The organism is Achromobacter dolens (genome assembly GCF_902859745.1).
GTDB lineage: Bacteria > Pseudomonadota > Gammaproteobacteria > Burkholderiales > Burkholderiaceae_B > Achromobacter > Achromobacter dolens.
On the sequence record NZ_CADIJW010000015.1, the window covers coordinates 72,591 to 85,323 of the forward strand.

A 12,733-nucleotide genomic window follows, 5' to 3' on the forward strand; every position below is an offset into this window, starting at 1 on the left:
TTGCGCGGCGCGCCGTTCAATCGAGTTTGACCTTCAAGTGGGCCTGCACGAGTTGGCGCAACACGAGCAGCTTGCCGTGGAAAAAGTGCGAGGCGCCAGGAATCACCACCACGGGGATCGAACGCGGGCGGGCCCAGTCCATGGCTTCCGACAGGGGCACGACCTCGTCCTCTTCGCCATGCACCATCAGCGTGTCGCCAGGCACCTGGACCTCGTGCGACTGGAAGCGGTTGACGGCGGGGCCCATCAGCATCAGCGCGCTCGGCAGCACGGCATCGCCCTGCTCGACCAGCGCGGCGTAGGTCTGCGCGGCCACGGCCGTGCCGAACGAAAAGCCGGCCAGCACCCAGGGCGCCTGCGCCAGCTCCGGGTGCAGCTCGCGCATCTGCGCCACGACGGCCAGCATGTCCTGCGTTTCGCCAACGGACTTGTCGAACGCGCCTTCCGACAGGCCGACGCCGCGGAAATTGGGCCGCACCGCCACCAGGCCGTGCTGGACGCAGGCGCGCGACAGCGTGGTCACCACCTTGTTCTCGCGCGCCCCGCCCTGCAGCGGATGCGGATGCAGCACCAGGGCCCAGCCCCGCGGCGGGCCGTCGGGCCAGTCCACCGCGCAGTCGATGCGGCCGGCGGCGCCGGCGAAGGCGTGGGTTTGAGTGCTTGCGGGCATAGGAGAAACTCGTGCTGCGTGGAAAAGAAGGATGTTAACCGGCGGGTCGGGCTGCGGCCTTCGGTTGCGCGGCCAGCCATTGCGCCAGTTGATCGGCGGCGTCGTCGGTGGCCTGGCGCAAGGCGGCCACGCCGCCCGCGGCATCCTGCGTGGGCGCGGGCGCCTGCGTCGTGATACGCAACTGGCCGACCACGGCGCGGCCGTTCAACAGCACCGCCTGCAGCAGCAGACGGCCCTCGCTGGCCGATCCATCGGGCGTGAAGACCTGTTCGAACTGCGACAGATAGACCTGTACCTGCGGCGTCTGGCCGTTGGCGCGCTCGGCCAGCACCGGTCCCTGGCGCGACAGGCGCTCGATCAGGCGCTGGCGCACCAGGTCCGACGGCGACGACGCCCAGCGATAGGTGGCGTAGGCCTGCGGCGCGGCGCTGTCGCCGACTCGCCAGATCACGCCGGTGCTGGACAGCGCCGGCACGGCCGAGAACACCAACGCGATGGGATCGCGCGCCGGCAGTTGGGGCGCCGGGCGGGCGTCCAGGCCCAGATCGAATAGGGCTGGCGGCGCGCCGACGCGGCCCACGCCGCAACCGGCCAGCGCCAGGGTCAGGATCAGAATCGCGCTACGCATCTTCATTTCGGCTGTCTCCCAAAACCGGCGAAGCCGGCCTCGCCCGGCCCGGGCGCCGCCGGCGCCGGTCCGAACAATAACGATTGCGGCGTGTTGTCCACGCGGCGCAAGGTGAAGGTGGCGCCGCGCGCGGCCTCGGTGACACTGGCCGCCATGCCGGTGATGGCCGGCAGCGTCTCGTTGTCCAGGCGCGAGGCGGCATAAGCGATGTCGCTGAGACTGCGCGTCGCCATGGCCAGCGCGCCGTCGGGCGCGTTCAGGCGCGCCAGCGACTGCCGCGCCTGTTGCGCCAGGTCCGCCACTTCGCGCGCGGCGCGGTCGGCCTGGCGCGAGGTGCTGCCCAGCGAATCGACCAGCGGGCCCAGCTTGGCCAGGGCCGGCGCGAGGTCGCGGCTGGCCTCTTTCAGCGACTGGGTGATGTCGGTGGCGTTCTGCAGACTGGCCGTCAGCGCCTGCACATTCTGTTCGCTCAACAGGCGGCGCAGTTGTTCGGTGGCGTCTTCGACATTGGAAATGAGCCGTCCGCCGCGCTGCTCGATGCGATCCAGGAAGCCCGGGCGCAGTGGAATCGCCGCCGGGTTGGCTTCGGTCGACGCCAGGCGCTTGAACGAGCTGCCGTCGTCGCGCAGCTCGACGTTGGCCATGCCGGTCACGCCCTGCACGCCCAGTTCGGCCCAGGTCGATTCGGTGATCGGCGTGTTCGGCGCCACGCCGATGCGGATGCGCACCTGGCCGGGCTTGTCGGGGTTGAGCGCGAGCGACTGCACCTTGCCCACCGGCACCCCTTGATAGCGCACGGTCGACTGCGGATTGAGCCCGCTGACGGCCGTGGCAGAGATGATTTCATAGGTTTGCAGTTTGGTCCGGTCGCGGCCGATCCAGACGGCCACCAGCGCAGCGGCGGCCAGCAGGACCAGCGTGAAGATGCCGGCCATGAGCGCGTGACTACGGTTTTCCATGATGCGTTCCCTTCGGCGCCATGTCCCCGAGCGCGCGCAAGCCACGCTCGCCCAGGAAGAATGTGTGTATGAACGGGTGGTCGACCTTCAGCACTTCCGGCACCGTGTCGCATACGATCACCCGCTTGTCCGCCAGCACGGCGACACGGGTGGCCAGCGCGAGCAGCGTGTCCAGGTCGTGCGTCACCATGACGACGGTAAAGCCCAACTGCCGGTGCAGGCTGCGCACCAGGTCCACGAATTCGTCCGAACGCAGCGGATCCAGGCCCGCCGTGGGTTCGTCCAGGAACACCAGTTCCGGGTCCAGCGACAGCGCGCGCGCCAGGGCCACGCGCTTGACCATGCCGCCGGACAGGTCGGACGGCCGCTTGCCGGCATCCTGCGCCGACAGGCCGACCATCGCCAGGCGGCACATCACCACATCGTGCACCAGGTCCTCCGGCACCGTGCGCAGCTCGCGCAGCGGCAGCGCGACATTGTCGAACACCGACAGCGCCGAGAACAGCGCGCCTGCCTGGAACAGCATGCCCCACCGGTACGACAGGCGCCGGCGCTCGCTCGGCGTCAGCTCCGACAGGGTATTGCCCAGCACCTGGATGGTGCCGGCCGCCGGCCGGTCAAGCCCGATGATCTGCCGCAGCAGCACGGTCTTTCCCGTTCCCGACCCGCCCACCAGCACCAGGATCTCGCCGGGGAAGACGGTGAGGTCCAGATTGTCGTGCACCACATGGTCGCCGAAAGCGGTGCGCAACCCGCGCACGGTAATGACCGGGGCGACCGTGACGTGCTCTTCGGTGAACAGGCGTTGTTGCTCGGCGCCGGCCATCAGATGCCCACCGAACTGAAAATGACCGCGTACAGCGCATCCAGCAGGATCACCCCGGTGATCGAGGTGACCACCGAGGTGGTGGTGCCGCGCCCCAGGCTTTCCGTATTGGGCTGAATGCGCAGGCCGAAATGGCAGGCGATCAGCGCGATCAGGATGCCGAAGGTCACGCCCTTCAGGATGCCGATCCAGTAATTGGTCAGGGAAATGGCATCGGGCAGCGACTGCAGGAACCATTGCGCCGAGACCCCCAACTGCACCTGCGCCGCCAGCATCCCGCCCAGGATCGCCATGGCGTCGGTCCACAGCACCAGCAGCGGCATGGTGATGGCCAGCGCCACCACCCGCGGCAGGATCAGCCGCTGGCCGTGCGAAATGCCCATCACCAGCATCGCGTCCAGCTCCTGCGTGACCCGCATGACCCCGATCTGCGCGGTGATGGCCGAACCGGAACGGCCCGCCACCAGGATGGCCGCCAGCACCGGCCCCAGCTCGCGCACGATCGACACGCCCAGCAGCCGCACGATGAAGCGGTCGGCGCCGATCATCTGCAATTGCTGGGCCGACAGGTATGACAGCACCACGCCGATCAGAAAGCCCACCAGCGCGGTGATCCCCAGCGCCTGCGCCCCCGTGCGGTAGACCTGGGCCGAGATCTCGCGCCATGGGCCGCGCGACGGGCGCCGCAGCATGCCGAACAGGTCCAGGATGAGCTGCCCCAGCATGATCAGCAGCGCGCGGCCGTTCTCGGCCGCCTGCAGCACGGCATCGCCCACGGCGCGCAGCCAGCCCCACGAGGGCTCCGGACGCGGCGGCGCCTGCTTGCCGCCCTTGTTCGTCGCCAGGGCGGTGAACACATCCTGCTGGCCAGCCGACCAGCGCACCCGCTCGGGCAGCTTTTCGCCCCAGGCCTGCCAGATCAGCAGCGCGCCAATGGTGTCGAGCCGGCTGATGCCATGCAGGTCCCAGCGCGCACCCGCGTCGGCTGCATTGGCCATGGCGGCGCGGCGGCGTTCAACCTCGCCAGGCTCGGCCAGCGCCAGCACGCTCCAGTCGCCGCCGACGTGGCACACACCCGCTTCCTGGCGGAAGGGCGCGGCGGCGGCGGACGCGGACGGGGCGGAATGCGGCATGAACGCTGGATCGCAATGCAAAATGTATCGCTCATCATATACGCTGCGGACGGCAGGGCGCGAACCGGGCCCGCGCGTGCCCTACAATCGGCGCCATGTCCGCTCAAGTCCGCCCCACCGACCTGCCCGCGCCCGACGATCTGGCCCGGCTGCTGGGTTCACGCCTGCCCGCTTTCCAAGATGTCGCCTGGACCGCCAGCACCGGCTCCACCAACGCCGACCTGCTGGCGCGCGCCCGCACCGGCAGTGGCGCTGGCAAGCCCTGGCTGCTGGGCACCCATCTGCAGGAAACAGGCCGCGGCCGCGCCGGCCGCCCCTGGCAGAACCGCGTGGGCGCAGCGCTGATGTTCTCGTGCGCCTTCGACGTGCACCTGCCGGCCGCGCAATTGCCGGCGCTATCGCCACTGGCCGGCCTGGCCGCGTGCGAGGCGCTGCGCGCCGTGGCAGGCCCTGCCGCCGAGGGCCTCTGCATGAAATGGCCCAACGACGTGCAATGGCACGACGCCAAACTGGCCGGGGTGCTGGTCGAGACCACCCGCAATCCGGGCGGACGCGAGACCGGCTACACCGTCGTCATCGGCATGGGTGTCAACCTGGTCGACGCCGGCGCGCTGTCGCAGGCGCTGGGCCGGCAGGTCGCCGACTGGACCTGTGTCACCGAGCACACGCCAGGCCATGCCGCCACCGCCGCGGACCTGGTCTGTGCGGCGGCGGCCGCCTGGCACGAGGCCGTGCGGACGCTGGAACGCGAAGGTTTCGCCGCCTTTTCCCAGCGCTTCGACCAGGTCGACGCGCTGGGCGGCCGTCCGGTCAACGTGCTGGACAAGGGCGAGGTGGTCCTCAGCGGCACCGCTTGCGGCGTCGACGGCCAGGGCCGCCTGCTGGTGCAAACGCCCCAGGGCGCCATGCCGATCTCGGTCGGTGAAATCTCGATTCGACGCCAAGCATGATCATCCTCATCGACTCCGGCAACAGCCGTCTCAAAGTCGGCTGGCTGGACCCCAGCAGCCCGGACATGCCGCGCGAGCCGGCCGCCGTCGCCTTCGATGGCCTGGACCTGGACGCCCTGGACCGCTGGCTCGCCGCCCTGCCGCAACGGCCGTCGCGTGCGCTGGGCGTGAACGTGGCCGGCGCCGAGCGCGGCGCCGCCATCGCGGCCATCCTGCAGCGCCATGGCTGCGCGGTGACCTGGGCCTCCTCGCAGGCCACCACCCTGGGGCTGGTCAACCGCTACAAGACGCCCTCGCAACTGGGCGCGGACCGCTGGGCCTCGCTGCTGGGCGTGCTGTCGCGCCTGCCCGGCGCCCATCCGCCCTTCCTGCTGGCCAGCTTCGGCACCGCCACCACCATCGATACCGTGGGGCCGGACAACGTCTTCGCTGGCGGCCTGATCCTGCCCGGCCCGGCCATGATGCGCAACGCGCTGGCGCACGGCACCGCCAACCTGCCGATCGCGGAAGGCCAGGTAGTGCCCTACCCCACCGACACGCATGAAGCCATCGCCTCCGGCATCGCCGCGGCGCAGGCCGGCGCGGTGGTGCGCCAGTGGCTCGCCGGCCGCCAGCGCTACGGGCAGACACCGCAGATCTTCGCCGCCGGCGGCGGCTGGCCCGAGGTGCACTCGGAAATCGAACGCCTGCTGGCCGATGCCGGCGGCGCGTTCGGCGCCGCGCCGGTGCCGATCTACCTGAACCACCCCGTTCTGGACGGACTGGCCGCCATCGCGCGCGCCAATCCGGCAGCGAACGCCTGACGAGGCCGCGGCATGCGAGTGCTCTTCATCCTGATCCTGTTGGCCAACCTGGGCGTCTACGCGCTCGGCCAGGGCTGGCTGGGCGTACGCCCGGAAGACGAGGGGCGCGATCCGCGCCGCTTCAGCCAGGAACTGAATCCGGGCGCGGTCACGCTGGAGCCGCGCAAGCCCGCCTGACGGCCTGAAAGACCGTCCCGCTCAGCGCAACCAGGGCGCCAGCGCGTCCATCGTCCGCGCCGTGGCGCCGGCGTGGCTGGCGAACCAGGCGCGCGCCGCGTCCCCGGCCGCCCGCCTGGCCGCAGGGTCGGCCACCAGCGCCAGCGCGGCCCGCACGGCCTGCTCCGGGTCCGGCTGGCGCTGCGCGGCGCCGGCCTCGATGGCATCGCTGGCCGCCTGCTGGAAATTGAATGTGTGCGGCCCGACGATCACCGGCACGCCCGCGGCGCAGGCCTCGATCAGGTTCTGGCCGCCCAGCGGGGCAAAGCTGCCCGCCACCACCGCCACGTCCGCGGCGGCGTAGTAGAAAGCCATTTCCCCCAGCGTGTCGCCCAACAGCACCGCCGTCTCCGGACCGGGCGCCTGCCCCGACGACCGCCGCACGTGGGCTAGGCCGGCCTGCGCCAGCAGCGCGGCGGCCTCGTCGAAACGCTGCGGATGGCGCGGAATCAACAGGAACAGCGGCCCGCCGGGCATGGCGGCATGGCGCTTGACCGCCTCGATGAACGGCGCATCCTCACCTTCGCGTGTGCTCGCCAGGGCGATCACCGGCCGGCCCAAACGGGCGCGCCAGGCCTGTCCCGCCTCGACCTGCGCCGCAGGCAAGGACAGATCGAACTTCAGATTGCCGGTCACGGTAGGGTGCGGCGCGCCGGCCTCGGCCAGCCGCCGGGCATCCGGCGCCGTCTGCGCCAGCACCCGATCCAGCCCCGCCAGCGCCTCGCGCATGACCCTGCCCAGGCGACCTGCCTGTCGCAGCGACGATTCCGAAAACCGCGCGCTCACCAGCGCCATCGGCAGCTCCGCGCGCCGCGCCGCGGCCAGCAGGTTGGGCCAGATCTCGCGCTCGATCAAAATGCCGCAGCGGGGCGCGGCGGCGGCCAGGAACCGCCGCGTGGCGCCCGGAAAATCGTAGGGCAGCCAGGCCTGGCGCAATTGCCCGCGGGCGATGGCGTCCGCGAACAGGCGCGCGCCCTCGGCCCGACCCGTGGCGGTGATATGGGTCAGCAGCACAGGCAGGCCGCGATCCAGCAGGGCTTGCAACAGCGGCTGCGCGGCGCGCGTCTCTCCCAGGCTGACGGCGTGGACCCAGACCGGCGCTTGCGTCGTTCCGGCGGCCGCGGTCGCGCCACCAGCCTCGGCCCGGCCCGACGCGGCCCGACCAAACCGCTCCGGCGAGAAGATCTGCCATTCACCGCCGGCGCGCTTGGCGCGGCGGGCCATCCATAGCCAGACCAGGGGGGCCAGCGCCCGCAGCCCCAGCGTGTAGACGGTGCGGTTCATCAGCGCGCGGCCAGCGCCTGCTCCACCGACGCCATGACCGCCTCGCGCGAGGGCGAGGCGCCGCGATCGCCGAGACTGGCCGTGTAATTCGAGCCGACCAGGGGCGTGCGCACGGGGGTGGACGCGCGATAGATGCCGATGGTGGGACGGCCGAGCGCCGCCGACAGATGGGTCAGGCCGCTGTCCAGCCCGACCATCAGGCGCGCGCCTGCCAGCAGCCGCGCCACCGACGTCAGGTCCATGCGCGGCATGACTTCGACGTCTTCCATGCCCGCGACCAGTAGCCGGGCACGCTCGGCTTCCTGGTCGTTGCCCGCCAGCAGCTTGAGCGCACAGCCGGCGTCACGCAGGCGCCGGAACACGGCGCGCCAATCGTCCTCGGGCCAGAGCTTGTCGTCACGGCTGGCCGACGGCATGATCACGGCGTAGCCGCGGTCGTTGTCCAGGTGATGCAGGCGAGGCAATTCGGTGGCATCCAACCCGCCGGCGGACACCTCGTGCACTGAATCGGCGGCGCCGTCGCGGCCCTGGGCCGCCTGCCGCGAAAACGCCTGCAGGCCGAAATCCGGCTGGCCGCCGTACTGGTAACCAAATGTCAATGACGCCAGTTTGCGCTGGCGAATCACCGCCGGCTGCCAGAATTCGACGCGGTGGCGCACGTTATAGAACAGCGATGCCAGGGGCTCGCGGGCCGATCGCCAATCCAGCCCATGCCGCACCCCCCGCGCCTGGCGCACCAGCCACGCGGACTTCAGCAGCGCCTGCATGTCCAGCACGATGTCGTATTGCTTGGACCGCAACCGCTCCCGCAGCGCCTTGCGCTCGGCGCGTACCTGGCCCGACCACCAGGCCTTGCGCCAGCGCCGGTGGGCCACCTTGATGACCTCCTTGACCGCGGGATGCCAGGCGGGGATTTCGGCGAAAGCTTCTTCGGCGATCCAGTCGATCTCGGCGTCCGGCACGTGGCGGGCGATGTCGGAAATGGCGGGCAGCATGTGCACCAGATCGCCTAATGAGGACGTACGGACAATGAGAATGCGAGTTGGCATCGATTGGAAATGGCGGATTATGCGCTCGTGCCCCCGTCCGGTCTTCAAGTATTATTACGCTCTATTCCGGGAGGGGCTGTCGAATTATCCCGGCAATTTACAACAAAACAACCTCTTCTCCCGATGACCGCTAATCCAGTTACCGACCGCAAGGTCCGTTTCGCCCTGGTAGGGTGTGGGCGCATTTCCAAGAACCATATCGGTGCGATTGCGCAGCACAGCGACCGCGCCGAGCTCGTGGATGTCTGTGACACCAATCCCGCGGCCCTCAAAGCCGCCGCGGAAGCTACCGGCGCCCGTCCATTTTCGTCCCTGACAGAAATGCTGGCGCATACCACCGCCGATGCGGTCATCCTGGCCACCCCGTCAGGCCTGCACCCGTGGCAGGCGATCGAAGTGGCGCAGTCCGGCCGTCACGTCGTCAGTGAAAAACCCATGGCAACCCGCTGGGAAGATGGCAAGCGCATGGTCAAGGCATGCGATGAAGCTGGCGTGCGCCTCTTTGTCGTCAAGCAGAACCGCCGCAATGCCACGCTGCAACTGCTCAAGAAGGCCATCGAGAATGGCCGCTTCGGCCGTATCTATATGGTGACGGTCAACGTTTTCTGGACCCGCCCCCAAGACTATTACGATGCCGCCCGCTGGCGCGGCAAGTGGGAGTGGGATGGCGGCGCCTTCATGAACCAGGCAAGCCATTACGTCGACCTGCTCGATTGGCTGGTGGGTCCCGTTGAAAGCGTGTACGCCTACACCGCCACGCTGGCTCGCCGCATCGAAGCCGAAGACACCGGCGTGGCCGCGATCCGCTGGCGCCATGGCGCCATGGGCTCGATCAACGTCACCATGCTGACCTACCCGCAGAACCTGGAAGGCTCTATCACGATCCTGGGCGAGAAGGGCACCGTGCGGGTCGGCGGCGTGGCCGTCAACCGCATCGACGAGTGGAAGTTCGCCGACGAGCATCCCGACGACGCCAAGATCCGCGAAGCCAATTACGAGACCACCTCGGTCTACGGTTTTGGTCACCCGCTGTACTACGATAACGTCATCCGCGTGCTGCGCGGTGAATGCGAACCCGAAACCGACGGACGCGAAGGCCTGCAATCGCTCGCGCTGCTGACCGCCATCTACCGTTCCGCGCGCGATGGCCTGCGCGTGCCGCTACCGCTGGATTGAGCATCATGAGCATCCATTCCACCGCCATCGTTGACGACGGCGCACAGATCGGCGCCGGCACCCGCGTCTGGCACTGGGTCCACGTATCGGGCGGCGCCGTCATCGGCGACGCCTGTTCGCTGGGCCAGAACGTCTACGTCGGCAACCGCGTCAAGATCGGCAACCGCGTCAAGATCCAGAACAACGTCTCGGTCTACGACAACGTGACGCTCGAAGATGACGTGTTCTGCGGCCCCAGCATGGTGTTCACGAACGTGTACAACCCGCGCGCAGCCATCGAACGCAAGAACGAATACCGCGATACGGTCGTGCGCCAAGGCGCCACGCTGGGCGCAAACTGCACCATCGTGTGCGGCTCGACAGTCGGTCGCTACGCCTTCGTCGGCGCCGGCGCCGTGGTCAACCGCGACGTACCCGACTTTGCCCTGGTCGTGGGCGTGCCCGCCCGCCAGATCGGCTGGATGAGCCGCCACGGCGAACAACTGGACTTGCCGCTGACTGGCGACGGGCAGACCACCTGCCCGGCGACCGGCGACCAATACGTACTCAAAGACGGCGTCTGCCAACTGGTGTGAGACAACATGCAATTCATTGACCTGAAGAAGCAATACCAAGTCCTGCGCGACCCGATCAATGCACGTATCCAGGCCGTGCTGGATCATGGCCAGTACATCATGGGTCCCGAGGTCAAGGAGCTGGAAACCGCGCTGTGCGGCTATACGGGCGCCAAGCATTGCATCACGGTCGCCTCCGGCACCGAAGCGCTGCTGATCGCGCTGATGGCCCTGGGCGTGAAGGCCGGCGACGAAGTCATCACCACCTCGTTCACGTTCGTGGCGACGGCGGAAGTCATTGTGCTGCTGGGCGCCGTGCCGGTGTTCGTGGACGTCGAACCCGACACGTGCAACATCAAGGTTTCGGAAATCGAGGCCAAGATCACACCCCGCACCAAGGCCATCATCCCGGTATCGCTGTACGGCCAGTGCGGCGACATGGACGAGGTCAATGCCATCGCCGACAAGCACGGCATCACCGTCATCGAAGACGCCGCGCAAAGCTTCGGCGCCACCTACAAAGGCAAGAAAAGCTGTAATTTGTCCAAGATCGGCTGCACCAGTTTCTTCCCGAGCAAGCCCCTGGGCTGCTACGGCGACGGGGGTGCGCTGTTCACCAACGACGACGCGCTGGCCCAGGCCATGCGCGAAATCCGCGTGCATGGCCAGTCGGCCCGCTATTACCACACCCGCATCGGGGTGGGTGGCCGCATGGACACGCTGCAATGCGCCGTGGTGCTGGGCAAGCTGGAACGCTTCGAATGGGAAGTGGAACAGCGCATCAAGATCGGCGCGCGCTACCAGCAGTTGCTGGCCGACCTGCCGGGCGGTGCCCGCACGGTCACGGTGCGTCCGGATCGCGACAGTGTCTGGGCCCAGTTCACGGTCATGGTGCCCAATCGCGAAGCCGTGATCGCGCACCTGAAGGAAGCCGGCATCCCGACTGCAATCCACTACCCGCGGCCCATCCACGCTCAACCGGCCTATGCCGCATTCGCCGCGGCCGAAGGCGCCACGCCGGTGTCCGACACCCTCGCCGCCACCGTCATGAGCCTGCCGATGCACCCGGACCTGGATGAAGCGACCCAGGATCAGATCGTCGCCGCGCTGCGCGCAGCACTGGGCTGATGTCCTGCTGGCACGGTGCCCACCGCGGCGCCGTGCCAGACACACCGCCACATCCCTGGCGGCGACACGCTACGATGTCGGCATGAATATCCTGCTTATCAACCATTACGCCGGTTCGCCCCGGCACGGAATGGAATTCCGGCCGTATTATCTGGCCCGCGAATGGGTGCGACAAGGCCATCGCGTCACCATCGTCGCCAGCAGCGTCTCGCACCTGCGCCAGCAGAATCCCGCCGTTTCATCCCCCGTCACACGTGAACAGATCGACGGCGTCGATTATCTCTGGTTGCGCACCCGCCCCTACGCCGGCAATGGCGCCAAGCGCCTGCTCAATATGCTGCAGTTCACGGCAAAGGTCCGCGGCATGGCTCGCGAACTGGCCGCGGACCTTCCCGATGTCGTCATCGCCTCGTCGACCTATCCCTATGACATCTGGCCCGCCGCGAAAATCGCCCGCATCGCCGGGGCCAAACTCGTCTACGAAGTCCATGACCTCTGGCCATTGACGCCGCGGCTGCTGGGCGGCTTTTCCGAACGGCATCCCATGATCTTCTCCATGCAGTTGGCGGAGGACTACGCCTGCCGGCATGCCGACAAGGTCATCTCCCTGTTGCCTGGCACCGCGCCGCATCTGCAAGGCCGCGGCATGGCCCCGGACAAGTTCGGCTACATCCCCAACGGATTCGATCCCGCCGAAACTGCTCGTGCGCTGCCTCCCCCCGTCGAAGCGCGCATCACCGAATTCACGCGCCAGTTCAAGGCCACCTGCGTCTATGCCGGGGGCCACGCGGTATCGAATGCGCTGGGTCCGATGATCGAGGCCGCGGCAAGACCGGAATCCGCGGACGTGGGATACCTGCTGGTCGGCAAAGGCGTAGAGAAGGCACGCTTGATGCAGCGGGCTCAATCATTGGGCCTGAAGAACATCCTGTTCCTGGATCCGGTGGAAAAACCCACGATCCCGACCCTGCTGTCCCTCGCTGACATTGCCTACATCGGTTGGCACGACAGCCCGCTCTACCAGTTCGGGACCAGCCCCAACAAATTGTTCGACTACATGCTGGCGGGACTGCCCGTCGTTCACGCCACGAGTTCCCCTTACGACCTGGTGAGCGACGCGGATTGCGGTATCAGCGTCCCCGCGGATGACGTGCCGGCCATCGCCGGCGCAATCAGCGACCTGGCCAACTTACCAAAAACTGAACGTCAAGCATTGGGGGCACGTGGAAAGGCCTTTGTGCAGCAACGCCACAGCTACCCCTTCCTGGCCCGCCAATTCCTCGAGTCGCTTGGCGATGCCGTGCATGGCTCCACTACAATCCCGGCTTCGCAACGTCCTTAGCCGCCAGGCCACGAA

Annotated in this window: 14 protein-coding genes; 7 read left to right on the plus strand and 7 right to left on the minus strand. The window is 68.3% G+C overall.

The genetic code is table 11. From position 1 onward, the window contains the following. Positions 1-16: 16 nt before the first annotated feature. From HV783_RS13610 to HV783_RS13630, 5 genes are read right to left on the minus strand one after another with little or no spacing between them, the layout of a single operon-like run. A complete protein-coding gene (locus HV783_RS13610) occupies positions 17-670 on the minus strand; it encodes an alpha/beta hydrolase (RefSeq protein ID WP_054500309.1) in 654 nt (217 codons plus the stop codon). 34 nt (positions 671-704) lie between these two features. Further along, positions 705-1,304, minus strand: a complete 600-nt coding sequence (locus HV783_RS13615) for an ABC-type transport auxiliary lipoprotein family protein (protein ID WP_175189304.1) — start codon at positions 1,302-1,304, stop codon at positions 705-707. Then, on the minus strand, positions 1,301-2,257 hold the full coding sequence (locus tag HV783_RS13620; RefSeq protein WP_064526750.1) for an MlaD family protein: 957 nt from the start codon (positions 2,255-2,257) through the stop codon (positions 1,301-1,303). The genes HV783_RS13615 and HV783_RS13620 overlap by 4 nt, the downstream gene beginning before the upstream one ends. After that, positions 2,244-3,083, minus strand: coding sequence for an ABC transporter ATP-binding protein (locus HV783_RS13625; protein WP_175189305.1), 840 nt, complete (start codon positions 3,081-3,083; stop codon positions 2,244-2,246). Before HV783_RS13625 ends, HV783_RS13620 begins: the two co-directional genes overlap by 14 nt. Beyond that, on the minus strand, positions 3,083-4,216 hold the full coding sequence (locus HV783_RS13630) for an MlaE family ABC transporter permease (RefSeq protein WP_175189306.1): 1,134 nt from the start codon (positions 4,214-4,216) through the stop codon (positions 3,083-3,085). Before HV783_RS13630 ends, HV783_RS13625 begins: the two co-directional genes overlap by 1 nt. Before the next feature lie 95 nt (positions 4,217-4,311). On the opposite strand from HV783_RS13630, the gene HV783_RS13635 reads away from it, so the two are divergent. From HV783_RS13635 to HV783_RS13645, 3 genes are read left to right on the plus strand one after another with little or no spacing between them, the layout of a single operon-like run. Continuing rightward, a complete protein-coding gene (locus HV783_RS13635) occupies positions 4,312-5,166 on the plus strand; it encodes a biotin--[acetyl-CoA-carboxylase] ligase (RefSeq protein WP_054500304.1) in 855 nt (284 codons plus the stop codon). After that, the gene (locus HV783_RS13640; protein ID WP_054500303.1) at positions 5,163-5,969 is read left to right on the plus strand and encodes a type III pantothenate kinase; all 807 of its coding nucleotides are present in this window, start codon (positions 5,163-5,165) and stop codon (positions 5,967-5,969) included. The genes HV783_RS13635 and HV783_RS13640 overlap by 4 nt, the downstream gene beginning before the upstream one ends. Before the next feature lie 12 nt (positions 5,970-5,981). Continuing rightward, a complete protein-coding gene (locus tag HV783_RS13645) occupies positions 5,982-6,146 on the plus strand; it encodes a hypothetical protein (RefSeq protein ID WP_175189307.1) in 165 nt (54 codons plus the stop codon). A 21-nt stretch (positions 6,147-6,167) separates the two neighbouring features. Here the strand turns inward: HV783_RS13645 and HV783_RS13650 are convergent, their stop codons facing one another. Then, positions 6,168-7,469 carry a 3-deoxy-D-manno-octulosonic acid transferase gene (locus tag HV783_RS13650; protein WP_175167936.1) on the minus strand — a complete coding sequence of 434 codons (1,302 nt, stop codon included), beginning with the start codon at positions 7,467-7,469 and terminating at the stop codon, positions 6,168-6,170. Then, on the minus strand, positions 7,469-8,518 hold the full coding sequence (waaC, locus tag HV783_RS13655) for a lipopolysaccharide heptosyltransferase I (protein ID WP_054500301.1): 1,050 nt from the start codon (positions 8,516-8,518) through the stop codon (positions 7,469-7,471). The genes HV783_RS13650 and waaC overlap by 1 nt, the downstream gene beginning before the upstream one ends. Before the next feature lie 123 nt (positions 8,519-8,641). Between waaC and HV783_RS13660 the strand changes: the two genes are divergently transcribed. The 4 genes from HV783_RS13660 (at position 8,642) to HV783_RS13675 (ending at position 12,718) form a co-directional block, all read left to right on the plus strand. Further along, complete coding sequence (locus tag HV783_RS13660) at positions 8,642-9,694, plus strand: Gfo/Idh/MocA family protein (protein WP_175133694.1); 1,053 nt, start codon at positions 8,642-8,644, stop codon at positions 9,692-9,694. Between the two features lie 5 nt (positions 9,695-9,699). Next, positions 9,700-10,269, plus strand: coding sequence for an acyltransferase (locus HV783_RS13665; RefSeq protein WP_054500299.1), 570 nt, complete (start codon positions 9,700-9,702; stop codon positions 10,267-10,269). A gap of 6 nt (positions 10,270-10,275) precedes the next feature. Beyond that, positions 10,276-11,376 carry a DegT/DnrJ/EryC1/StrS family aminotransferase gene (locus tag HV783_RS13670; RefSeq protein ID WP_175189308.1) on the plus strand — a complete coding sequence of 367 codons (1,101 nt, stop codon included), beginning with the start codon at positions 10,276-10,278 and terminating at the stop codon, positions 11,374-11,376. A gap of 82 nt (positions 11,377-11,458) precedes the next feature. Then, complete coding sequence (locus HV783_RS13675) at positions 11,459-12,718, plus strand: glycosyltransferase family 4 protein (protein ID WP_175189309.1); 1,260 nt, start codon at positions 11,459-11,461, stop codon at positions 12,716-12,718. Positions 12,719-12,733: the final 15 nt, after the last annotated feature.

Bases quoted from the DNA above. Each gene is read 5' to 3' on its own strand.
- HV783_RS13610 (WP_054500309.1), bottom strand. From the start codon at position 670: ATGCCCGCAAGCACTCAAACCCACGCCTTCGCCGGCGCCGCCGGCCGC.
- HV783_RS13615 (WP_175189304.1), bottom strand. From the start codon at position 1,304: ATGAAGATGCGTAGCGCGATTCTGATCCTGACCCTGGCGCTGGCCGGT.
- HV783_RS13620 (WP_064526750.1), bottom strand. From the start codon at position 2,257: ATGGAAAACCGTAGTCACGCGCTCATGGCCGGCATCTTCACGCTGGTC.
- HV783_RS13625 (WP_175189305.1), bottom strand. From the start codon at position 3,083: ATGGCCGGCGCCGAGCAACAACGCCTGTTCACCGAAGAGCACGTCACG.
- HV783_RS13630 (WP_175189306.1), bottom strand. From the start codon at position 4,216: ATGCCGCATTCCGCCCCGTCCGCGTCCGCCGCCGCCGCGCCCTTCCGC.
- HV783_RS13635 (WP_054500304.1), top strand. From the start codon at position 4,312: ATGTCCGCTCAAGTCCGCCCCACCGACCTGCCCGCGCCCGACGATCTG.
- HV783_RS13640 (WP_054500303.1), top strand. From the start codon at position 5,163: ATGATCATCCTCATCGACTCCGGCAACAGCCGTCTCAAAGTCGGCTGG.
- HV783_RS13645 (WP_175189307.1), top strand. From the start codon at position 5,982: ATGCGAGTGCTCTTCATCCTGATCCTGTTGGCCAACCTGGGCGTCTAC.
- HV783_RS13650 (WP_175167936.1), bottom strand. From the start codon at position 7,469: ATGAACCGCACCGTCTACACGCTGGGGCTGCGGGCGCTGGCCCCCCTG.
- waaC (WP_054500301.1), bottom strand. From the start codon at position 8,518: ATGCCAACTCGCATTCTCATTGTCCGTACGTCCTCATTAGGCGATCTG.
- HV783_RS13660 (WP_175133694.1), top strand. From the start codon at position 8,642: ATGACCGCTAATCCAGTTACCGACCGCAAGGTCCGTTTCGCCCTGGTA.
- HV783_RS13665 (WP_054500299.1), top strand. From the start codon at position 9,700: ATGAGCATCCATTCCACCGCCATCGTTGACGACGGCGCACAGATCGGC.
- HV783_RS13670 (WP_175189308.1), top strand. From the start codon at position 10,276: ATGCAATTCATTGACCTGAAGAAGCAATACCAAGTCCTGCGCGACCCG.
- HV783_RS13675 (WP_175189309.1), top strand. From the start codon at position 11,459: ATGAATATCCTGCTTATCAACCATTACGCCGGTTCGCCCCGGCACGGA.